The sequence below is a fragment of the Metabacillus rhizosphaerae genome, assembly GCF_037201795.1.
Lineage (GTDB): Bacteria > Bacillota > Bacilli > Bacillales > Bacillaceae > Metabacillus > Metabacillus rhizosphaerae.
Map to the genome: position 1 here is coordinate 5,170,789 of NZ_CP147403.1, position 23,523 is coordinate 5,194,311.

General features: G+C 36.9%; 15 protein-coding genes and 1 pseudogene. 5 read left to right on the forward strand and 11 right to left on the reverse strand.

The window, feature by feature from the left end:
• Nucleotides 1–25: 25 nt before the first annotated feature.
• A complete protein-coding gene (locus tag WCV66_RS24630; RefSeq protein WP_338787236.1) occupies nt 26–1,027 on the reverse strand; it encodes an LLM class flavin-dependent oxidoreductase in 1,002 nt (333 codons plus the stop codon).
• Between the two features lie 246 nt (nt 1,028–1,273).
• Between WCV66_RS24630 and WCV66_RS24635 the strand changes: the two are divergent.
• The 3 genes and pseudogenes from WCV66_RS24635 to WCV66_RS24645 all read left to right on the forward strand — a co-directional run bounded on the left by WCV66_RS24635 (nt 1,274) and on the right by WCV66_RS24645 (nt 4,815).
• Nucleotides 1,274–1,683, forward strand: a pseudogene (locus WCV66_RS24635) (Lrp/AsnC family transcriptional regulator).
• 519 nt (nt 1,684–2,202) lie between these two features.
• Nucleotides 2,203–3,402: an MFS transporter gene (locus WCV66_RS24640; RefSeq protein WP_338787237.1), complete on the forward strand. Its 1,200-nt coding sequence runs from the start codon at nt 2,203–2,205 to the stop codon at nt 3,400–3,402.
• A gap of 207 nt (nt 3,403–3,609) precedes the next feature.
• On the forward strand, nt 3,610–4,815 hold the full coding sequence (locus WCV66_RS24645) for an MFS transporter (protein ID WP_338787238.1): 1,206 nt from the start codon (nt 3,610–3,612) through the stop codon (nt 4,813–4,815).
• Nucleotides 4,816–5,496: 681 nt separating this feature from the next.
• Here WCV66_RS24645 and WCV66_RS24650 read toward each other — a convergent pair.
• From WCV66_RS24650 to WCV66_RS24665, 4 genes are all read right to left on the reverse strand, one after another.
• Nucleotides 5,497–5,985: a hypothetical protein gene (locus WCV66_RS24650; protein ID WP_066324109.1), complete on the reverse strand. Its 489-nt coding sequence runs from the start codon at nt 5,983–5,985 to the stop codon at nt 5,497–5,499.
• A 539-nt stretch (nt 5,986–6,524) separates the two neighbouring features.
• Nucleotides 6,525–6,995, reverse strand: coding sequence for a hypothetical protein (locus WCV66_RS24655; protein WP_338789553.1), 471 nt, complete (start codon nt 6,993–6,995; stop codon nt 6,525–6,527).
• A gap of 126 nt (nt 6,996–7,121) precedes the next feature.
• The gene (locus WCV66_RS24660) at nt 7,122–7,613 is read right to left on the reverse strand and encodes a hypothetical protein (protein ID WP_066324107.1); all 492 of its coding nucleotides are present in this window, start codon (nt 7,611–7,613) and stop codon (nt 7,122–7,124) included.
• A gap of 187 nt (nt 7,614–7,800) precedes the next feature.
• On the reverse strand, nt 7,801–8,547 hold the full coding sequence (locus WCV66_RS24665; RefSeq protein ID WP_338787239.1) for a DUF2071 domain-containing protein: 747 nt from the start codon (nt 8,545–8,547) through the stop codon (nt 7,801–7,803).
• 277 nt (nt 8,548–8,824) lie between these two features.
• On the opposite strand from WCV66_RS24665, the gene WCV66_RS24670 reads away from it, so the two are divergent.
• Nucleotides 8,825–10,237: an FMN-binding glutamate synthase family protein gene (locus WCV66_RS24670; protein WP_338787240.1), complete on the forward strand. Its 1,413-nt coding sequence runs from the start codon at nt 8,825–8,827 to the stop codon at nt 10,235–10,237.
• 344 nt (nt 10,238–10,581) lie between these two features.
• Here the strand turns inward: WCV66_RS24670 and WCV66_RS24675 are convergent, their stop codons facing one another.
• Nucleotides 10,582–11,457, reverse strand: coding sequence for a YitT family protein (locus WCV66_RS24675; protein WP_338787241.1), 876 nt, complete (start codon nt 11,455–11,457; stop codon nt 10,582–10,584).
• A gap of 189 nt (nt 11,458–11,646) precedes the next feature.
• The gene (locus WCV66_RS24680) at nt 11,647–12,018 is read right to left on the reverse strand and encodes an iron chaperone (protein ID WP_338787242.1); all 372 of its coding nucleotides are present in this window, start codon (nt 12,016–12,018) and stop codon (nt 11,647–11,649) included.
• Between the two features lie 224 nt (nt 12,019–12,242).
• Here WCV66_RS24680 and WCV66_RS24685 point away from each other — a divergent pair, with 224 nt between their 5' ends.
• The gene (locus WCV66_RS24685; protein ID WP_338787243.1) at nt 12,243–12,893 is read left to right on the forward strand and encodes a cupin domain-containing protein; all 651 of its coding nucleotides are present in this window, start codon (nt 12,243–12,245) and stop codon (nt 12,891–12,893) included.
• A 721-nt stretch (nt 12,894–13,614) separates the two neighbouring features.
• On the opposite strand, the gene WCV66_RS24690 is transcribed toward WCV66_RS24685, so the two are convergent.
• The 4 genes from WCV66_RS24690 to WCV66_RS24705 form a co-directional block, all read right to left on the reverse strand.
• Nucleotides 13,615–15,957 carry an alkaline phosphatase D family protein gene (locus WCV66_RS24690; protein ID WP_338787244.1) on the reverse strand — a complete coding sequence of 781 codons (2,343 nt, stop codon included), beginning with the start codon at nt 15,955–15,957 and terminating at the stop codon, nt 13,615–13,617.
• 434 nt (nt 15,958–16,391) lie between these two features.
• On the reverse strand, nt 16,392–17,219 hold the full coding sequence (locus tag WCV66_RS24695) for an HAD-IIA family hydrolase (protein WP_338787245.1): 828 nt from the start codon (nt 17,217–17,219) through the stop codon (nt 16,392–16,394).
• 441 nt (nt 17,220–17,660) lie between these two features.
• Complete coding sequence (locus WCV66_RS24700) at nt 17,661–22,325, reverse strand: PQQ-binding-like beta-propeller repeat protein (RefSeq protein WP_338787246.1); 4,665 nt, start codon at nt 22,323–22,325, stop codon at nt 17,661–17,663.
• Nucleotides 22,326–22,406: 81 nt separating this feature from the next.
• Nucleotides 22,407–23,495 carry a HupE/UreJ family protein gene (locus tag WCV66_RS24705; protein WP_338787247.1) on the reverse strand — a complete coding sequence of 363 codons (1,089 nt, stop codon included), beginning with the start codon at nt 23,493–23,495 and terminating at the stop codon, nt 22,407–22,409.
• Between the last annotated feature and the right edge of the window lie 28 nt (nt 23,496–23,523).

Here is a 23,523-nt window from a genome sequence, read left to right on the forward strand (position 1 = left end):
CACTTTTAAATATAAGCTCTATCCTTTATTCAAACAATTCATCCACAACGTGTTTTAATATCTCATAAGAATGAATTTCCTTTTTCAATTCGTAAATACTTGATATCACAAGGAGTTCATCTACCTGATACGTCTGTTGGAAATCAATGATTTCATGACGAACTGTTTCTTCATCGCCCATAATTGTATATCCTAGTCGATGATGAAGAATTTCTAATTCAGCTTGTGATAATGACTCAAGGAAGTTTTTAGTTGGTGGAATAAGCTGACTTAAATTATTTGTATAAATATCGATATATACCTGCAAATGACTTGCCGAAATATATGTTGCCTCTTCCATTGAATCAGCTGCAATCACATTAATACAAGCAATTACATAAGGCTTTTGTAAATAAGCAGACGGTTGGAAATTTTCTCGATAAATAGCGAGTGCTTCCTCCATCGCATGAGGTGAAAATTGAGCACCAAATGCGTAAGGCAGACCAAGATTTGCAGCGATTTTAGCTGAGTCCGTTGATGAACCTAACACAAAAATTGGTACATTTGTTCCAATACCGGGATAAGCACGAACATCTTCTTGCACGCTCTCATTCCCTACATAACGCAAAATATCTTTTACTTCTCGTTCAAAGAAAAATACCCCATTATGATTTGACCGACGAATGACATCGGCAGTTTTTTGATCTGTTCCTGGTGCACGCCCTAATCCCAAATCCACTCGATTTGGATATAAGGTTTCAAGTGTTCCAAATTGCTCTGCTACGACCAATGGAGAATGATTTGGCAGCATAATCCCCCCTGAACCTACGCGAATATCCTGTGTATTGGCTAATATATGCTGCACCATTAATACGGTAGCTGCACTTGCATAGGCATCGTGATTATGATGCTCTGCAAACCAAATCCGTTTATAGCCCAGTTTATCTACAGCTTTGGCCAATGACACTGCAGAATCAATCCCTTGCTTCATTACTTCTCCTTGTCTTAATGGAGCAACTGATAAAACAGATATATCAAATTTTTTCATTATGTCACCTCTAAAAAAATGAATTTTCTTTTAAACTTATACAAAATCAATCTGATTTAATGCAGTACATGCCTTTTAGATTTTGTATGGTAATAAGAATATATTTTCTCAATCGATAATTACATAGAGAAAATAAAGTTATTTCACGTTTTCACTTTATTTTTAAAAATTTTAAGCAAGCATAAAAAAGTGTATATTGAACGCATTATTTAAAAGCAATCCTATTTTTGAGAAAGGAAACAAGATATGTTTGATGTAATGGTTAAGAAATTACTGGACGAATTATAAAAAAAATAGTCGAATGACAATGAAGGAATTAGAGGGAAAAGTGCATCTCACTGTACCAGCGACCCTTCAAGAGTAACAAAGTTAATAGAGATTGGTAAAATAAATGGATGCAGTATCGATGTGAAGTATGTGAAGTTAGGCTTTACTATACATGTATTTCTAAATATTTATATCAACAATATCCATCATCAACCCTATTTAGCTTTTATAGAAACACAAGATAACTATGTAATAAATAATTACAAAATTAGTGGAGACAGTTGCTATTTGCTTGAATGTTAATTCCTTCTAATGAAGTATTAGATCAATTCTTAAAAGAATTAAATAAATTTGCAAACTATAAATTGTCGATCGTTATTAGTAGATAGTTACCTTTATAAAGAGGAGATGTTTGGTCATATAATACGATGCATATCTTCTCTAATAAAGCCCTAGCTTGGAGATGAATTTACCAAGCTAGGGCTTTTTGTAAATAATTTAGTAACGATCTTTCCATTAAAACATTATGACAACAAACACATTAATACGGCATGATAAATTTCTCTACTCTAGCTGCAGCTACTGGCCATGTTAATCGGTCTCTCTCTCCCAATTCTTTCATTATAATGCGGATATTGTTACATAAATCCTTTATGAATTTTTTATCTGTTTGAATGACCTTTAAATATAAAGTCAAACAGCCAAAAGACTTTATTTAATCTATGTATCGTCAATAGGTCATAGTATAGAATATTCATTGTTCTAAAGAATGTCTCAAAAAAGAGTTAATATATAGGAATATATCAAATTCGCAATGCGGCAAGCATTGAGTAGTGCCAGATGACAGCAAATTATACTCTTAATAGATACTAAAATGGACAAATATTCAAGGAAGAGGAGAGAAAACAGTGCAAACAAAATCAAAATTGTGGACGAAAGATTTTATTATTCTTTCAATAGTCAATTTTTTCTTAATGTTAGTATTATTATTATTAAATGCAACAATCGCCCTCTATGCTTCAAATGAATTCAATGCATCTACCAGCCAAGCTGGTCTTGTAGTAGGTATTTTCGTAATTGGTGCATTAATTGGTCGATTGTTTACTAGTCCGTTCATGAATAAGATTGGGCAAAAACGAATATTAATGTCCGGGTTGATCTTTTTTACATTAACTACATTTTTATACTTTATAGATTACGGGATTTATTTTCTCTTATTGAGCCGTTTCGTAAACGGTATTACAGTAGGTATAGCAACTACCGTAATTGGTACAATTGTCGCTCTCACTATACCGGAATCACGGAGAGGAGAAGGAATTAGCTACTTTGCTGTAAGTACAGCACTGGCTACCGGACTCGGTCCATTTATCGGCCTATACATGAGTCAGCATTCAAGCTTCAACATGATATTTAGCTTCAGCCTTGCTTTAGGAATCATTAGTTTAGTTACCGGATTCTTTGTTAAAATCCCTTCAACGAATACAAGGGAAATGAAACACGAAAATGCAGGATTTAAGCTTTCAGGATTGATCGAGCCAAGAGCTCTTCCCATAGTTATCATTATCCTTATAGCAACACTTTGTTTCTCGAGTATTCTTTCTTATTTAAATTTATATGCACTCGAGTTAGGTTTGGTGGATACTGCAAGTTTTTTCTTCATTGTATATACTGCTTCCGTCTTGGTATCCCGTCCATTCACTGGCCGTTTGGTGGACAAAAGGGGAGCGAACTTTGTTATGTATCCAGCTTTTATCCTGTTTGGAACTGGAATGCTGCTCCTCAGTTCAGCAAGTAACAGTGTAATCTTCTTATTAGCAGCTGCTTTGATTGGTTTAGGCTTTGGAAACATTTCGTCAGTCGGTCAGACAATAGCAATTAACTTGGCTGAGCCTCACCGCATGGGTCTCGCTACTGCAACTTTCTTTATATTTTTTGACATAGGCACTGGATTTGGCCCTTTTCTTCTTGGATTGGTCATTCAAACAACTGGCTATACTACCCTTTATACGATTTTAGGAATCATAGGTTTTGGAACGTCTGTCCTTTACTACTTCCTGTACGGTAAAAAAGAACTTGTAAATCAGTTGAATATGGCTGAATCAAATTAATTAAACTTTCGGAAGTTACAAGGCCTTTTAGTTTAAAATAACGTTTCATAATTAGATGTACTGACGGAAAAAAACACACATAGCCAAAAATTCATGCTCGTATACGGCAATGATGAGTTACGGCTCCAAGAGAAATTAATGGACTCTTGGTCAGTATTTTGGAGAGACATTTTACATCAATGATTCGTACAAAAAAGAGGGTTGATCATGAAGAAAACAATAAAAGAACAAAAGGCAGCATTAATTATCCTTCTAAGCAATATATTTATTCCATTTCTAGGAATTGGCCTTATCGTCCCTGTTATGCCGTCTTTTATGAATATCATGCATCTATCAGGTAAAACGATGGGATATCTTATTGCCGCATTTGCAGTAACTCAACTACTACTATCACCACTGGCAGGACGTTGGGTCGACCGTTATGGCAGAAAGAAAATGATTATCATCGGTTTGTTTCTTTTTGGTGTTTCAGAACTTATCTTTGGTTTAGGAACGCATGTATCGGTGCTATATCTATCAAGAATGCTTGGAGGAATTAGTGCCGCCTTTATTATGCCAGGTGTTACTGGATATATTGCAGATATTACATCCATTCAGGAACGCTCTAAAGCGATGGGCTATATGTCTGCAGCCATTAGCACTGGTTATATTATAGGACCTGGTCTCGGTGGTTTTATTGCAGAATACGGCGTACGCATGCCCTTCTACTTTGCGGCAGCTATAGCTTTTTTAGCAGTCATTACATCAATATTTATTTTAAAAGAGCCACTAACGAAGGAACAACTTACAGAAATTTCTGCTAACACAAAACATACAAGCCTTATAAGTGATTTAAAAAGATCACTTAATCCGCTTTACCTTATAGCATTTATTATTGTATTTGTACTTGCTTTCGGTTTGTCAGCATATGAAACTATTTTCAGTCTATTTTCTGACCATAAATTCGGATTCACCCCGAAGGAGATTGCAGCCATTATTACGATAAGCTCAATTTTTGGTGCTGTTGTGCAAATATTTATGTTTGGAAAAATGATAGATAAGCTCGGTGAAAAGAAACTAATCCAATTATGTTTAATAATAGGTGCAATATTGGCGGTTGCATCCACCGTAATTTCCAGCTTTTTGGCAGTGCTCGTTGTAACTTGCTTCATCTTCCTCGCATTTGACTTACTTCGTCCAGCCTTGACGACATTTTTATCAAAAGCTGCTGGGAAAGAGCAAGGATTTGTAGCTGGGATGAACTCAACCTATACGAGCTTAGGTAATATCGTCGGACCAGCGATAGGCGGAATACTATTTGATGTAAACATAAACTATCCTTATCTTTTTGCTGCTGTCATTATGTTCATAGGCCTAGGTATTACAGTCATGTGGAAAGAAAGGCAATTGGCAGAAAGCTTAGTAAAAAATTAGAAAAATGCTAGGTGCCTTCGGAACAATCGATGAGGTAACTTTATAAGAAAAGTGCAAAATGCGACACAAACGCCTCAATCATTGCTAAAATTCCGGCACCTCCTTTTTTAGGTTAATTTTCTTTTTCTCGGATCACTTTCATAGTGCTGAATAACACTTTATGGATGTAGCCTTGTGAAAGAAAGAGATATGTTTAGAATCTGATGTTTTCATCCCTCTAGACTATCAAGAATTTAAGACGTTTCAACTACTCATATTTAGTTGTGTTAATAGATATTTTACACGAAGTTAAATCTTCAAGAATAATAGAGAGTTTCCTCCCTCTCTTCAAAACTGTTCACTATTGTATCCAACTTGAATAGCATTTAACTTAGTTAAAATAGAAATAATGTAAAATTATATCTTCAACCATTAGATGATCTTGAGCGCTCAATATTATTTTTGTTAAATAAATAAACAAACAATGTTCACTTTTTAAGCATATTGTTTTAGCAATGTCCCAGCCCTATCCCTTTCAACTAAATCGCCCTTAAACGGAAGTTAAGCGCTTATCCCTATTCAAGATAAGCGCCCGATAGCTGTAGATCGTCATTAAAGGAAAGCAACCCGCTAAAGAAGACATAAGCAATGTTATAGGTATTGAAAAAAAGATCTTCAATCGAAAATCCTTTTATAATGCAATTATTTACCTTTATAACATTTTATTATTCTAATATGAAAAGGTAGGAAATAACTATACACAACAAAGAATATAGGAATGCTAAATATATGGTTCCATTCTTTAAGTTTCATGTATCCTACACTTACAACTGCCCATTCAATTAGTACAGAAATGACAATAAATATTATTACTAACCTCCATTTATTCGAACTATTTAAGTAGTTTAAATAAATAACTGCAAGTGATGAAGGAATGAAACTGTATGTTATAAGTTCACCTATTCCTGAGATTTTAGGATGACCAAAATCAACTAAATCAAAAATTCCTGCAAATATGTTATCACTAATCCAAGTTAATAAACCAATTACTCCAATTGTAATATATAACTCTCTCCAATTTATCTCTTTCTTCGGCATAAGAAGAGCATACAATAACAATATAAGCCCCAATGATATTGGAAGCCACAGACCCTTTGCACTTAAATCTAAGTTCTTAAAAATCGAGTCCATCCATAATCTCCTTTACGTCTCTGAATATCAATATGGTTTCCAAAGATAAACAGATAAATACATATACAAATCTAGTTAACATAATACCAATTTAAAGAAGAAAGTCAAAGAATCAATCCCTTATATATCAAGTGTTTGGCTATTGTCCGTTTTTTCTAGTTTGTGCAACCTCTTATTCAATATAATGGCCCGTTGCGGAAGAAGAGAAAAGGATTGAATATGGAGTTTCTTCTGAAACAATAAAAAACGTCTCAACCACATTACTATCAGGAATAAAGACGTTTTAAATACTTAAATTTAGTTGTGTTAATAGATATTTTACACAAAGTTTATTTTCGAAGATTAATGGGGATATCTTCCCCCTTTGAATATTTAAAAGTAAGCTGTTCTCTATTATATCCACATGAGATAATCATTTAACTTGTCCTTAATAATAATATTAATATTAAAGATTTAAAATGGTCATGCTGGTAAAATTTTTGTTCACAAAAGCATTGATCATTTTTATTAATATCTTCAACAATCGCGCCTTTCACAAACTAAACATTTTTATTTCTTACTAAATTTATTTTAAATAATATTCCTCTTAAGAGAAAGCCTATCATCACACCAGGAATAACAGCAATGATTGGAAGCCAAACAGGACCTAATAGTACTCCAAATAGTTTAAAATTCGAAGAATACATACATCCAACTGTAACGAAATATGCAGAAAAAACAAATGGCAGAAAGGAAAAGCAATCTTTTTCTCCTCCTGCATCTTTATACGCATCCCACATTGCAAAAAAATACAAACATGGATAAAACATTAACCACTGATAATCTGCCTTTATAATTGCCTTTTCAATATCCCCTTGAAAACTTAACATAATGACTTCATTAAAATTTGCCTGGACATTCACCAAGAACTCTAAAAAAACAAAAACAATACCTTTTATATACTTTTTATTTAATAATTGGCCAAATCCCGGAAGAGCAATACTCCACAATAACCTTTCTTTGGGGTTCACCACATTTTTCTTCCCCCCTTAAAGTTCTTTTTTAAAATTAAGTTTTAAATTAATAGGCAATTCTTTACGGTCATATTCCTAGGTAGTTTAATTTTCCTTAATTTCATAAAAATGAAGGAACTTACTCTAAAGCGTTTTTTTAATCTCATCTTGATTTTTGTTAATTGATTGTTCCACAAAATGCTGATAGCCATAGATAATAATTGACAAGGATATACATATAAAATACCAAGTAGTATGTTTCATCAGCTTAAATTTAATAATTCCAAATTTCCTTCCTATAGGAGGCAAAAGAAAAGCGTTAAAAATATTTAATACCATATTTGTAATTAAGTACTTAGGAAAATTACCAAATGTTAATTTAAAGATCCAAAGTGTTGCTACAAAATAAGGACCTAATATATATGTAAAATCTACTGGACCAGGTGATAGTGGATTTTTTGTTTTCCACCATTTTTTCCTATTACTAATTAGACAAAACACACTTAAAAATAAATTGATAAAGCTTGCTACGGGTAAAAACCTTAAAATATTTCTTTTCCCCATAAAAGGGACAGTTAGCCAAGGTAGTATTAATGTAGCTAAAGAGAATGCCACTTGTTTCGTATACTTATCCATAAAGCTCCTCCTTTTATTGATATTATCTTTTTTTATTATTCTTTAAAGTACCAATTAATATGTTATTCTTTCACGTCTTACCATGACTAATGACCAAGGGAGTCCCAAGATCAAATATAATCAAATGAAAAAATAGTTGAATAACACTAATCTTTTCCTTCTTCACAACGAATATACCATTCTCAACTTAGATATGTATCTTCCTAATATTCCATATTAGCGAATCGAACCCTTTTGAAAAATGAGCAATCGGTTTTACATTACTAAGATCAATATTAAAAGGAGAAAAAAGTGTATTCATTCCTATTTGAGTTTCTGCTTTTTGTAATGGCCAAGGAGGATGGTGTATTTCTCCACAATAGGTGTTGCCTCTGTTATCGAAACTATATAAGCAGTATCGCTCTGTGAGCCAATGATCTAGGGTTCCTGTATTTGCAAAATTCACTTCTTGTGAAGGTCTAAACGATCCACTGAATGTTATTTGAGCATTTGTTGTACTTTTTCTTATACTTTGGAAATGAATGGTTTTACCTTCGTTTTGAAAAGACATCCGTGCGGGATAGTACGGCAAACGATACCATCTCTTTGCTATCGTACGAGAAGCCCAGTTTTCGACGTCTAAAGACATGAAATAGACACCAGGTTTACCATCATATTGAACATAAGTTCTTACATTTACTTCTAAAAATTTAGGGGTTAGTGAAACAGATGACAACCCGCGAGGATAAATTCCCTCTATAACAAATGCAACAATTCCTAACCAAGCATTGTGATCAAAGGTGTCAATTTGTAAAGGAGCAGGTATATGTGGACGTAGTGCTTCAGGTGGAATAGGCCAATGAAGAAAAAATAGGTTACTCCATGTTTGTCGCATAATCCACTTTTTCGAAGGTAATGGAAAGGGGCGGTGAATGATATCATTTAATAAGTTCATGAAAATGCTCTCCTTCTTACTTGATGGTAGCATCTAAAGCCGTAGAAAATATGTACGAAGTAAAGTGGACGGAGCTACGTTAACTATCTATGTTAGTGGTTGTAAATTTGTAGATCTTTTTGTAGTCTTTCCCTTAAAGGGAATTTCAATACGATTCCTCTTGTATTTCTTTTCCCCATGTAGCTTAGAATGATTTCATATCAAATGTTAATTATTTCTCTTTTGGTAATAATGGGAATAATAACTGTTTAATCTATTTAGTAGTGGAGAAGTGATTATGCCGAACATTTTATATTATTTGTCTTTTGTGATGATTTCAATAGTATTTGTCCTTATTTTATTCATACTTGTTGGTTGGCGTTGGATCATTAAAAGAATGGTTAAACAAATGGGAAAAATCATTCTAACCGACAGTTATCAAGAAAATATTATTGAGTTGATGCCAGGCCTTAGGCATATGGGCGTTCAAAATATGCTTGAAAATAGCTTGCGTGCTGAAACAGGTGACGTACTTCATCGTCCACTTGGCTCTTCAAAAAAATGGCCACATTTAGATCCGATTACCTTTATCCCAGCACAAACGTCACCATTTCCCATTAATGGCGAAGACGAAGTAAATTTACAAGTAACCATTGGACCAAAAGCAAAAAAACCAATGAAAATAAATATTCCGCTTATGATCAGCGGGATGGCTTATGGGATCGCACTTAGTGAAGAAGTGAAGTTGTCATTAGCAGAAGCAGCTAATAATGTAGGAACTGCAATTAATTCCGGTGAAGGCGGAGTTTTACCAGAAGAATTAGACAAAGCAGGGAAATTTATTTTACAATGTGGCAAAACAGAATGGGCAAAGGAAGAAGAACTTTTTAAGCGTGCCGACATGATTGAAATTAAGTTGGGACAAGGTGCAATATTCGGAATAGGCGGGAGAATTTCACCCAAGAATTTAACAGGCCGTGCTCGTGAAGTGATGGGGCTAAAAGAAAATGAAGATGCGGTGATTTTTGACAACTTTTTTGAAGAACAATCATTAAAAGATTTGAAAGAGCTTGTTGTGTATCTTCGGGATCTAACAGGTGGTGTTCCCATTGGTGCAAAAATAGGAGCAGGTGGAAAAATTGAGGAAGATATTGATCATTTAATCGACATGGATGTTGATTATATTGCGATTGACGGCGGCCAAGCAGCGACTCTCGGCGCAGCACCCATTTTATCTGATGACATGGGAATCCCTACATTACATGCAGTTGTCCGAGCTGTTAATCATCTAGAAAAGAGAAACATGAAGAAAAAAATTAGTTTAATTATCTCTGGAGGGCTTTTAGTACCTGGGCATTTTTTAAAAGTGCTTGCACTTGGTGCTGATGCTGTGTATGTAGGCTCTGCGATGTTATTTACTGTCTCACACAATCAAATATTTAATGCACTTCCATTTGAACCAGCTACACAAGTGGTTTGGAATGAAGGCAAATATAAGGATCAATTTAAGATTGAAGAAGGGGTAAAATCAGCAGAGAAATTCTTAACAGCAAGTATAGAAGAAATGAAAATGGCGTTAAGAGCGATGGGCAAACGCTCTTTAAAAGAGTTGTCGAAAACAGATTTAGTATCCTATGATGATTTGATCGCTAAAATGATTGGAATTCCATATTCATTTGAACCTTGGGAAGACAAACAAATAAAGAAATAAGTGCGTCAATATCTTTAATGAAAGCTCTTTTCTAAAAGATTGTTGTATTTGAACTGATTAGGTTGATTGGTGCGGAAGGTGCGAGACTCCTGTGGGAGTAGCGGGACAGATGAGACCCCGCAGGCGCTTCGCGCTGAGGAGGCTCATCGCCCGCCCCACGGAAAGCGAGCATCCTGGAGCGCCAATCAACCAACCCAATACTATTTTAAAAGCAACAAAGTTTGCTAAAACAGCCTTAATGAATAAGAAATTTCTATTTTCGTATTGTTAAGATTAGTTAATACAGTAACACTTCCAAATGCTTAAAGGCAGTCCTATTGTAAGGACTGCCTCTAAAATTATACCTAATGAATATTATGCTTTCTGAAATTACCACCCTTAACTTCTGCTACGTCATATACCGTAACAAAAGCATTTTCGTCAATTTCATTAATAATTTCTTTTATTTTGCTTTCTTCTAAGCGGTTAATGACACATGTGATTTCCTTAAATTTTTCATGGGAATACCCACCGTAAACTTCATTATATGTCGCACTTCGACCTAATCGATCACGTATGGTCTCTACCATTAATTTTGGTTGAGTTGTGATAATTTTAAAGGTTTTTGAGCCGCTTAAACCTTCTTCAACGATATGAATCACTTTAGAAGCAATAAAGTAAGCAATTGCCGAAAGTATTGCTCCTTGTAGACCGAATACCGTTGAAATGACAATAAATACAAACGTGTTTAAGAAAAGAATGAGATCACTTGTCCCAAACGGTAATTTTCGAGATAGCAGTACAGCTAGCATATCAATTCCATCTAATGCTCCGCCATTCCGCAATGCTAACCCCATCCCAAAACCTAGGATAATACCACCAACAACGGTAACTAATAAAGTATCTCCATCAATAATCGCTGGAATATGGTGCATGAGGATTGTACCAATCGCTAGTGAGGCTATTCCGATAGTCGAATAAATCGCGAAATTTTTACCAATTTGTTTATACCCTAGCCAGATAAAAGGAAGGTTTATAATTGCAATTAGAACTCCTAAGGGTAATCCAAACAGTTGTGAACCAACGATACTAAGACCTGTCACACCCCCATCAGATACGTTGTTTGGGATTAATACAGCCTCTAGTCCATACGCTGCTATAAATCCCCCAATAATGACCATTAATCCTCGTAAAATCATTTTTAGTTTATTATTGGGCTTATGTTTTTTGATTTTATTCATATAATTTCTCACCTTAATTCCTAGAATTTTATGTAGAAAGCTTTCATCATCATCAATTAACCGGTGCTTGGGAAGTATTTTAACGGGAGTTCGCATACGGCTACTCCCTGAGCTGTTGGCGACTTAATTGACTTGCAAAAACGCATGACATTTTTTCGTATCATGCGTTTTTTGATAAGGCACGAGGTATTACTTCCGCCAAAAATTTGTATATTCTGCTTTATCCTGAATATTAAATTCAATCATTTTCTCAAGCAATTCGTAATTTACCGGCTCTTTCCACGGAATTCGAAACAAGCCTTTGGTAGCACTGTAGCCAGCTTGGGCAATGTCTTCAGTAAAGTGGGCAATGCCTGCTTCTTCGGGTGAAACGCTCAAATGGTGCTTCGCTGTGGAAAAGCCGATGATATATGTGCCGTGATCGGAAAACATTGGCGTATTCCACTTGATTAGTGGTTCCAAATTTGGGTATTTATTAGCAACCCAAGCCAAAATTTTCTCTGTTCTATCGCGGTGGTCGGGGTTATCGATACCTGCTAAATATTTTGCAAAAACTTCCATGTCTTCCTCCTTTGATATTATGCTATTGCCGCCAAAAATTCGAATTCGAATTCTTTCCATTTTCCTTGATATTATCTTCACTAGCAATTCATAATTAACTGGTTGTGAACTGCGCATCAATTAAAACCTTCTATGCATTTATTAATTTGTGTAAATACACCCTATTTAGGTATTTGCATAGATTAATTTGTAACCAAAATAAAAAATCAAGGAAGGGAATTTAAATGGTTTCGAACTTGGATTACTCCTCCCCCTCAGCACAATTTACTTTTGATGTAAATACAAGCCCTGTAATGAAAAAAGATAATCAAAACTACATTAATGTTTTAGGTATCAACCAACTTAACACACTCGATAATGTGTCTTTACTTGATATTTTTCTTAGCGCAAATAATGTTATAGAACCACATTACCACCAGAATGCTGCAGAGCTCGTTTACTGCATTTCTGGTGCTGCTGTTGTTTCTATATTAAATCCCTTTACCAAGCAAATTCAAAATTTTCCTATTACTCCTGGTCAAGTAGCAAATGTTCCACATGGGTGGTGGCATTATGAAGTTGCGACTGTAGATCATACACACCTACTAGCGATTTTTAATGCACCCACTCCTGAAGTAATTCTAGGATCAGATATCTTAAAATTGACACCTTCAAATATTATGGCACATACCTATTGCATCGATGAAAATCAATGGAAACAAGCGATTAAACCAGTTAAACCTTCTACCTTTATTGGTCCGCCTACATCCTGCGAAAGAACGAGTGAAAGTATAAATGGACATTATTTAAATTATTACCATAACACCGGATATACTGCTCCAGCATATTATCAACCATACAATCAAAATTCCTCTTGGCCGCAATATTATTATTAAATGTCTAGCTATGATTGATTTAAAAATTTTTAATGACATGTTGTTTTTCATGTCTTTTTTTATGTCGCTATATTCATCAAATCGGACAAAATAGGGATTTTACTTCTTATTATCGCCACCAGTTACTCATCTAACCGAATAAAAGGTGAAATTCTTTTTTTCGATTTTTCCTTAACAGTATGTAGAATTTGCTTTGTATGACGTACTTCTCCAGAAATAATAGTTGCTGTTAATTATACTAGTGTATCATTGTCCTGTCTCGTTATAAATCCTGCAGCAACATACTGGCTCAACAACAGATCACAAGATTCTACTACTAAAATGCGTAAAATCTATAACCTTTTAAATAGAAGAAGGTGTACAGAAAGTCTTTGATACTCTCTGTCCCTAGCCAGTCTATTTCAATTCCTAATCTTTTTATTATAAAGCTTCTTTTTAACCTTCCTTAAGGACCTTTCGATACTCTTGGCTATACGATGTCATTTAAAATTCCTAAGAACCCTAAAGGTCTTTTTATTCTCAAATATGCTTCTTAGTAGTAAAAATTGGAGACAAATAAAAACTACTAGCCTCCCCATTTGTGGTAAAAACTAGTAGTTTTTATTAATTATCTTACTTTCTAAACAGTAGAATTATTGACTATACTACTAAAATTAACATCTAGATAATTATAATTAAAGGATTTAGGAATTTATGGGTTCAATAAATATTTATTTAATTTTTAAGTTTGTTGGTTTTGGATCACCAGCGCTACAATGCGCCAATAACCATCCTTGAGTGCACCAGTGATTTCAAGTTCAATTTCTCGACCTTCTGCTCCGCCGTTTAGTTCAAATGGTATCCACTTGAATTGTCCGATATTTAATTCTCCACCAGATTCGGCAAGTAATTTCCCTTCTGATCTTATGATTGTATTACCAGATGAATATGTCGCATCTCCTGTTAGAATATAAGTTTTGTAAACACCTGCAGGAACAGAAAGTCTAAGTGTCGTAGGATTTCCTTTAGAAAGGATAAAATCACGCTGGAACTCATCCAGCTTGTTACGGTCTCTAGAAGATGGTACTGTTCCAACCCATCCATACCCCCTAGAGACATCCCAAGTATCTTTATGGGATAATCGAGTGTATGACGGTAATAGCGCACTCGTTTCACTTCCAGCATCTAAAGCAAGAAAAAGCTCTTCCCTAGAAAATGTGGAGACTACATAAAAGTCTCTTGATGTACCGAATACCTCTGTCTTATCAGCGTTTACTTCTAAACTAAGTTTTTCTGTTACTGGGATTCCGGCAGGTGGTGTTACCATCACTTCAGCTGTTGATGATCCATAAGGTTCAAGAATGATCGTTTTAGCTTCACTTTCCCACTCCTTTGGAACATGAACACGAACATCAACCTTTACTGTTTTTTTCGTCCCATTACTTAGTGTTACTGAAATAGGGCTTGGCTTACCAGCAAACATTGTATTTGATACAATATTTGAAACATCCACTCCCCCGATGCGAACGGCGCCAGGCTTGCCGTTTTTAACAACAAATGATGCAAGTGTGCTTATAGAGGCATCTGGATTATCTGCAGAAGTTACAATACAATAATCACTTTGCCATGCTTGAGGTGTTACAAGGCAGCGCACATATCCACGGTAATCTCCATTAAAAAACTTGACATGTGGATTGGCAGTAAGAGCTGCTTCAACTTGATTCTTCCACCCGCAGCCTGAACTGATGGACGTACCCACAAATTCGGTTGCAATTGTTTTCGATTTAGGATTGTTGAAATCCTCTTTTAAATCGTTGACCCAGCTTGAATGCCAATCACCACTAAGAACAATTGGATTCGATGTGCGTCTTTCTTTAATGAAGTCAAATAGTTGATCCCTGTCCGCTGAGTACCCATCCCACTGATCACGGTTAATACTAAGCCCTTCTCCTGTATCATAGTCAAATTGCGCCATTATCGTTTGCTGAGCAATAACATTCCAACGTACACGTGAATGTTTCAAATTATTAATAAGCCATTTCCCCTGTTCAGATCCCATCAGCGTTCTTGATGGATTCGATGCATCTGGATGAATAGGTCCACCAGGGAAGCCTGCTCCAACTTGATTGTCTCGGTATTGTCTAGTATCCAAAACACTAAATTCTGCCAAATCTCCAAAAGTAAACTTGCGGTAGAGAAGCATATCTGGACCGTTAGGCTTAGATCGGCGTCTTAACGGCATATGCTCATAATAGGCCTGGAAAGCAGCTGCGCGTACTGCAAGGAAACGTTCACGTTCCCCTTCTGGATAATTTGGCTCAGAGATATCATTTGACCAATCATTATCCACCTCATGGTCATCAAACGTAACAATAAATGGAAAGGACGCATGAGCTTTTTGTAGATCTGGGGATGTTTTATATTGGGAATGAAGAAGCCGGTAATCAGTAAGTGTTTCTGTATCACCCTTCTCGTAAATATAATCACCTAAATGAAAAACGACATCAAGATTGTCTTTAGCCATATGTTGATAGGCTGAAAAACGTCCACCTGTCCACGATTGACAAGAAGCTATGGCAAACGAAAGACTTTTTACATGCGAACCCTCCTCAGGCGCTGTTTTTGTTCTGCCAATTGGGCTAATTTCATTACCTGCTTTAAAACGATAGTAATATTCTCTACATGACTTTAAGCCATACACTTCAGCATGCACAGAATGTCCAAGCTCAGGTCCAGCAATCTCCGTACCATTTCGAACAATTCTACTGAAATTTTCATCTTCTGCTACTTCCCATTCAACGGAAACATAGCTATTATCCATCCCGCCTCGTCCATCCTCTGCAAGTGGATTAGGAGCAAGCCTCGTCCATAAAACAACGCTATCTGAAAGAGGATCACCAGAAGCGACTCCAAGGGTAAAAGGATTTGTAGTGAAAATTGGTGAAGCCTTTATCTTATCAGGTTGTACAAGAGGAAGTGAAAAGCCAAGTGTAGCAAATGCCACCGTTTTCCCAGTTGTCCCTAAAAAGCTTCGGCGATCCATTTTTTTCGAACTCAAATTATTTATCAATTTTTCGTAACTCAAATTAATCTCTCCTTTTATATTTAAGTAATTCGAATGATTGTTTAATAGAGTAAACGATTAATACTATCTTTTTTTCTTCGATAAACTTTTGATAACAAAACACTGCATTCATATAAAAACATCAATAGGATAAAAACTAAAATGCCTGATATAAAGTCCGGTGGAGTGAAGTAATTTCCTTGCGAAAGGAATTTGTTTAAGTACTCCAGTAACTTCTTTTTCAACTCTTTTGAGTTAAGCTGTAGCGAGATCAAATTGTAGTTTATAAGCATCATGTGCTTGGTGACTACCAACAGAATGTTTGGCCTATTCTATTTAGTAACTGTGCTTTTTGATCCCTTCCGGCCACAACTCAATTAGAAATTCAAACTAACTTCTTAGGTATAAATTGCAATCTCATTACTTAAGAGAAAAGCCAAGGAAAATCATGAATTCTAAGCCTCGTAACTCTTTTCCTGAAACTCCCCAAATAAAATGTAAGGAACTAATTCACCAATGGATGAAACTGTTACATCCGGCTTGAATCCAAGCTCTGAAGGAAATAATTCTCCATGGGAAATCCATGCCGTATGCATTCCAGCCATGTATCCTCCAAGAATATCTGTGTAAGGATTGTCTCCTATCATGATGCATGATTTTGGCTCAGATAAAGATTGTTCCTGAATCTTTTTAAATGAATAATCAAAAGGTTTACCTACTGATTCGTAGTCTGAGTAGCCTGATACCGCTTGGATTGCTGATATAATCGCCCCAGTTTCGGGAACCCTGCTGCCGTCTTCACCTGGATGAAATAGATCCGGATTTACTGCCACAAGTTTTGCACCATTAGCAAGAGTTCTTGAACAATCATAAAGCTTTTCATAGGTAAATGATGGATCCCTTCCTACAACGACCACATCACATGGATCTTTACTACTTGCAGATGATATAATGTGCCCGCATGACTTAATGGACTGTTCAAGTGCAGTTGTCCCAAACGTTTTCACTCGAACTTTTCCGTACTTTTCTAGTAAATAGTCTCCTACCAATTCTGTGGCAACTAGAATAGAAGCATGATGAATCGATAAACCCATCCCTTGCAGTTTCTTGCGAATAGATTCCGCTGTATCCGTAGAATTATTGCTTAAAAAGAATATTTTTTTTCGCCTAAAACTCAGTAATTGCAGTAATTTCTGTACTCCTGTGTATAACCTGTTACCTGAATAAACTGAACCATCTAAGTCAAAAATAAATGTCGAACAATTTGCTAGATTAAATGTCATTTTTATGTGTCACTGCCTTTTCTTTACATAGTTACCTTGCTGCATTTCATCTATTTATAGAAATACCTCTACATTTTTTTACTTATTAATTAAGGGTTCTTCTTTTTGCAAGTTGACCTCCATTTTTGATAATAAAAAAACCCAAGTATAGTTATTCAAAATAAATAGAAATTCATTGAGCTTCTATTCGATCTGACTAAGAACTATACCTGGGTTTTCTCCAATTCTCCACCCTCGGTAGAAAGTACTATTAAGTTTGCAACCTATAAAAAGATTTAATCTTTTATTATTTAAACACAATATTGTAAATATTATATTATCTCAATGTTAAGAATACATAATGAATGGACATTTGGGTGAAACTGAAAGATTTATTTATTACCATCAAAATACAGGCTGAAGAATTTACTCTTCAACCCGTATTGATTTTAGTATTTGATGTTACTTGGAATTGGTGCTTAGCACCGAAAATGGATCCTCAGATCCAGCAGGTGCTGCCACGATTTTTCTAGTCATCGTATGACTCTTACCTGAAGGAAGGTCTATAGATTGTCGGGTCATCATCCAATTTCCATTACCATATGCTTTTAACCCGGTGGTATTTCCAGAATAAACTAGACCAATTGTTTGGCTGTCTGTTCCAGTCATTCCAATCCACGGTTCTGAAGGATTAAACTCCTGTGGATCGGAATAAGGCAGCGTGATCGATCCATGACCAGCAACCCCGCTTCTTTGTCCTGAACCGTCATAATCAAGCGCGTCACCTAGCCAAACTGATTTTGCTTCCTTGCCAATATTGGTGATAACCGTTTCCGCTGTGATCCACTCTTGGTCAGGTAAAATGATATAATTAGTATCAACTTTCAATTCAGGATCCTCAGTTGATGCACCTTTTACACTTACTACAGCACGTTCAGAGGTAGATTCCTCAATGGTTACCTCCCCACTTTTTACAGTTAGCTGTGCCCATGCATCCGGTCCTGTTGGCTGCTCTTTCGATACATATGGAAGGTTAAACCAGTCCACTTGATCCTGAAAGCCTTTAGCAGAAATATCAATCGGCTTTCCTTTCGTTACTCCAGGAAGCTGTGCGTCATTTGTTACGGAAGCAATCATCATAGCTAGTTTGCTGTTTTCCATCAAAATATCTTGCTTTGAACCTTCAGAAACTGGACCTGGTAACACCTTCCCAGTACTAGCATTAACTGTTACTGGCTTTAGCGAAAGATCTAAAGACTTTGTTTCCCCCGCACTTATTTCTGTATCGATTAAAGCATTTTCATAGGACAAACGACTTGTCTGAACTTTATAGTGTCCAGGTTTTTGGATTGCAAATAAATATTTTCCTTCTTGATTTGTTGTTGAAGAGGCAATTACTTTATTATCTTCATCGAGAGCTTCTACTAACACCCCTTCAACAGGTTGATTGGTTTCGGCATCCGTAACCCTTCCCTGAATTCTTGATTGCTCAGCTGCTTCCGGGTCTAATGTCCCGATCATAGCAGCCCAATTTGCAATATTAGCAGCAGGGTTGCTTCCTTCAGCTGGATAATCAGTGATGTGGTACCAGCTAATCGACCTTTTTTGACCAGCTGCTACGCTTGCCTCAAAGGATGCCCCAAAAATATAGCCAAAAGCACTTAATCCAGCAGGTTGGTCATTTACCCATGCAATTCCGTGTGCAGGGCTGGAAATTGCTGTTTTTGGTCCATCATAAAGATAATTCCCAGTATAGCCAGATGTGATGAAACCAGGATTTGCAGCTGTTATTCCAGGAACAAATACTGTGTCATCAGGACTGTCAGGATCAAGCAAATATTGGTAATATCCCTTAAAATCCTCTGAACCTGTATTGTTAAGCTCTAATGTAAACTTTGCAATCGGCGCATTAGGAAGCACCTTATACGTAACGGACGTTTTGATTGCCGGATTCATTTGTGCTTGTCCTGAAGCTTTTACCGTATCTCCCTCAACCTGAATAGCAGGTAAAGACAACCATTCACCTTCACGGTTCCAAGGCCGTTTTGGATCATTCATTGTCGGAGTTAGGACCATCTCACTCCAGTCAATCGTTTCCATTCCATTATTGTCCAACAACGCAATATCCCCAAGCCAGCCCGGCTGGAAAGTTCCCGCAAGGTTGTTTGTCCCGATTTTCGAAGAGATTGTTGCTTGAATTCGATCATTCATCACATAGTGATACTCTTCACCGTTCACTGCATCCAATCGCGGACTTCCTGTATTATAATCAGGTGCTTCCTGAGACTTTCCAGCAACAGGTTCTGTAATCTCTTCTAATTGCAGATTGACCGTCTCAACTTGACCAGCCACGATTTGTGCAGAAACCGGATCACCATTGAGAAAACCTCTCCGTTTTGCAGAAAGAGTATACTTCCCTGGCTGTACTCCAAGAACATATTCACCTTCTGTATCTGCGACTGTGGTTTGTGTTTCACCCTTGTCGTTTATAGCTAAAATTGCCGCGCCGCTTACAGGCTTTCCTGTTTTAGTATCGCTTACTTTTCCGGTAATACGCGGCCAGCGTTGAACCGTTATTCCGCCAGGAGTGAATGCATACAGGTTGCCATCAAGCGCACCAACCACTAAGGTATTACCTGAAATAGCAGGCGATGATGCTACCCATGCCCCAATTTCATGCTGCCACAAATGCTGGCCAGTCATGCGGTCAAATGCATAAAGATTTCCATCATTTGATCCGATAAATACCACTTCACCGCTAACTGCTGCAGAAGAAATGATTCCGCCTTGTGTGCGGTACTTCCACTTCAATAATCCAGAAGCTGCATCTAAAGCTGCTACATTTCCATCAGGGAATCCCATATAAACAACACCATCAGCTATAGCAGCAGATGATCCAGTTGCTCCTCCGTGAATATAGGATGAATCTGAACTCTTATAACGCCACAGCTCCTTGCCTGTTGAGGCATCAAGAGCAACTAACAATCCGCCTTGATAACCCATATATACCCGTCCATCTGAAATTGAAGGCATAGAATGCATCCAGCCTCCTGCAGGCTTTTGTCGCCAGATTTCTTTTCCACTTTTAGCATCAAGAGCAATTAACCAGCCACCGTCTGCACCAACATACACCTTGCCGTCTTTTACAACTGGTGTTGATTCAACGATCCAGCCACCCGCTAAAGGTGAGTTCCATAATTCCTTTCCAGTGCGAGCATCAATGGCCATCATGGCTCCGCCGCTACCTGTACTATATGCCTGATAGACAACTCCGTTTTCAACTGTTGGAGAATAGTACATCCATGCACGCTGTACTTCATCTTTTCCTACTGACTTTTCCCAGATCATTTTTCCAGTTTTTGCATCCATGGCATAAAGGGTACCGCGAATCGTCGAAGCATATACAATTCCCTCAGCAACTGCAGGAGATGATTGGACTTGTGCATCTGCCTTAACCTGCCATAGCTTATTGCCAGTTTTTTGATCCACTGCATGAATGGCATGATGCTTATTACCATCTTCATCACGGGTACCAATATAGACAATACCATCTACAATTGCAGGTGAAGAAGTAAGTATTGTTCCTGGAGTACGGTAAGTCCAGCTTAGGCGAAGGCCTGCTTCAAGTGTATACTTTGCATAACCCGTATGCTGAGCATCACCATGGAACATTGTCCAGTCACTGCCACTCTTTGGCGTAATTTTTTTGTCGCTATCAACAATCGTAAATTGAGAAATTTTTGCCCACACATTTTCAGCATCATCTGTTACCCGAACTTCCATATGATGTCTTCCTAATTTTGCTTTACTGTCATCCCATGTACCATACCAACTCATGCCGCTGCTTTGCTTAAGCTTTTTCCAAGGCCCTCCATCAATACGGTATTCCACTTTTTTCACATTGCTTGATGTATTATAAGCGTTTACCAAAATATTCATTTTACCTTGTGAAACTTCACTATTGTTTGCTGGATGTACAATGGAAGCACTTTTATTCACATCATACATCTTAAATTTTGGGTCTTGTTTGTCACCGTGGAATGTGACCATTCTAAATCCGTTAGGCGACTGATCAATCGTGTAGGAACTGGAAACTGTCGTTACATGATCGGCACCAGGAATCGTGTCTTGTGCCACATCATTTACATGCGTGTGTCCAACCATCACAAGACGAGTATTATATTCACTAAGAAGTCCAATAAATTGCTTCGTATTATCTGGTGATGGTGTTTGGGGTGTATTTAATGGTTTATGAACAAAGACTACAACTTCCTTATCTTTTGCATTTAGTGCAAGATCCTGCTTTAACCACTCTAATTGGTCAGCTTCTGAAAACCCCAATGTGTTTTCTAACGTAACAAAATGCTTATTACCATAATCAAAAGAGTACCATTCTGGTCCTAAATAATTTCGATAACGATCAATTCTTGTTTGATAGTCCGAACCAGGAGCAAAATCATGATTTCCTACCGCAGGATAAACAGGAAGGGTAGAAGTAGCCGTACTCGCGGTATAGTCCTGAAATTCTGCATCTGTCGCCCGGTTGGTGAGGTCCCCACTGACAGCAATAAAAGCCGGATCCCCTGTTGACTCATTTATTTGCTTGAGCTGATCCGTAAACCGTTCACGGTTATTAGTCGTTCCAGCCTCTACGTGAACATCAGCCACATTGGCAAAGCTAAAGTTTGGATTTTTATTTTCTGGCGTATGTAACAATCCAAAATCCTGCTCTCGAGTTTCGCCTGCTTTAAGGCTGCCTAGCATTTTATAAAACTGAGGCGTTTTGCTCTCATCGGTTTTTACACTATATCCTCTAGGAACTGTGACAAAGACGATATCCGTTTGTCGTCTATCAGCACTTGTAGCTAGCTGATAATTCCCTTCTTCATCTGTTACTGTAATTTTCTTCCCATCTGATACGGATACATTCGGAATCCCATTTTCATTGCTGTCACGCTTGCCATTTTCATTTTTGTCATCATAAACGACACCCTTAATTGTTACATTCATGTTGTTTGCAATAACTGGCTTGGTTATAGCGGAAATGGCCAAACCACACATGACAACTGCTGTCATTGCTTTTAGCCTTTTCTTCGTGATTTTCCATTTGCCTTCTGCTAGTTTCATAGTCTCTCCTCCTCTAAACTATTTCGTTTATTTTATCTTGCAACCAAAGTAGCAGCACCACCTCCTTAAATGGATAATGCATTAGCCTAAAAAGCGCTCAAAGTACCAAAATAAGCCCATACCCAATATCCAAGCTGTCGTAGCTCCCTGAAGATAAAATGACCATTTGAATTTTCTTATAAAAAGCAGTAAAGGAAACAAAAACGTAATAATTAGAGCTTGTCCTACTTCAACACCAACATTAAAGGAAAGGATCGACAACAATGTTTGCCATGTTATTTCATTATTTAGCTGCAAGGCACCAGCAAATCCAACCCCATGAATAAGTCCAAAAATAAAAACAACTGTCAGCCTGAACTTTGAAGAAAAACCAAGAATGCTTTCTACTGCTACATAGGCGATGCTTAACGCTATAAGCGGCTCAATGATCTCAGCAGGTAATTGAAGAAACTTCAAAGCTGTAAGACCAAGGGTAATGCTATGGGCAATTGTAAAAATGGTAATGATTTTAAAAACGTCTGAAAGCTTCCGTGTTCCCATAACGAGCGCAATGACAAACAAGATATGATCATAACCGATCATAATGTGGTGAAATCCAAGTTTAATGAATCTGGTGATTTGGTTTACCAGAGATTCTTCCCCTATCTGCAGCTCCCTTTCTCCAGCTTGAAAGATAAACTGCCCATTCTTCTCCCCGAAGTCATAGGTTAAGATGTTTCGATGCATCGGATCATTATCATCAAAGAAGATATTGTAATAAATTTGAATGGACGCTTCGGAGGAAGGCATTGGATAATTTAATGAAACCTTTGCGTAATCTCGGTCTACCCTTTTTTCTACATTCGTAGAAACAATCGTTCCTTCTGCCTTTTCTCCGTTATAAAACATCTCAAAATGTGCTGATAGGTAGTCTGACAACGCTTTACTCTTTTCAGATAATGCCTTACTAAGCTGGGCAGGAGTAGCACCTGGATTCACTCCGTAATCAATTAATCGCCCCATTTCGAAATAATCGATATAAAGGTCAACATGCAATTTTTCATTTTCACGATCTATCGTAATCTTCGAATATCCTTCGCTATTATCCGTATGAGCCATTGCTTTAAAAGGGAAAAACATCATAAAGAAACAGCCAAGAATCAATACCGAATATGCAATACTTTTTTTCAAGATTTGTCATTCCTTTCATCTCCATTGA

What these genes read in the sequence shown, in the direction of transcription:
- WCV66_RS24675 (WP_338787241.1), bottom strand. Translation starts at nt 11,457, where the DNA reads ATGAATAAAATCAAAAAACATAAGCCCAATAATAAACTAAAAATGATT.
- WCV66_RS24650 (WP_066324109.1), bottom strand. Translation starts at nt 5,985, where the DNA reads ATGGACTCGATTTTTAAGAACTTAGATTTAAGTGCAAAGGGTCTGTGG.
- WCV66_RS24665 (WP_338787239.1), bottom strand. Translation starts at nt 8,547, where the DNA reads ATGAACTTATTAAATGATATCATTCACCGCCCCTTTCCATTACCTTCG.
- WCV66_RS24695 (WP_338787245.1), bottom strand. Translation starts at nt 17,219, where the DNA reads ATGACATTTAATCTAGCAAATTGTTCGACATTTATTTTTGACTTAGAT.
- WCV66_RS24630 (WP_338787236.1), bottom strand. Translation starts at nt 1,027, where the DNA reads ATGAAAAAATTTGATATATCTGTTTTATCAGTTGCTCCATTAAGACAA.
- WCV66_RS24660 (WP_066324107.1), bottom strand. Translation starts at nt 7,613, where the DNA reads ATGGATAAGTATACGAAACAAGTGGCATTCTCTTTAGCTACATTAATA.
- WCV66_RS24685 (WP_338787243.1), top strand. Translation starts at nt 12,243, where the DNA reads ATGGTTTCGAACTTGGATTACTCCTCCCCCTCAGCACAATTTACTTTT.
- WCV66_RS24680 (WP_338787242.1), bottom strand. Translation starts at nt 12,018, where the DNA reads ATGGAAGTTTTTGCAAAATATTTAGCAGGTATCGATAACCCCGACCAC.
- WCV66_RS24700 (WP_338787246.1), bottom strand. Translation starts at nt 22,325, where the DNA reads ATGAAACTAGCAGAAGGCAAATGGAAAATCACGAAGAAAAGGCTAAAA.
- WCV66_RS24645 (WP_338787238.1), top strand. Translation starts at nt 3,610, where the DNA reads ATGAAGAAAACAATAAAAGAACAAAAGGCAGCATTAATTATCCTTCTA.
- WCV66_RS24670 (WP_338787240.1), top strand. Translation starts at nt 8,825, where the DNA reads ATGCCGAACATTTTATATTATTTGTCTTTTGTGATGATTTCAATAGTA.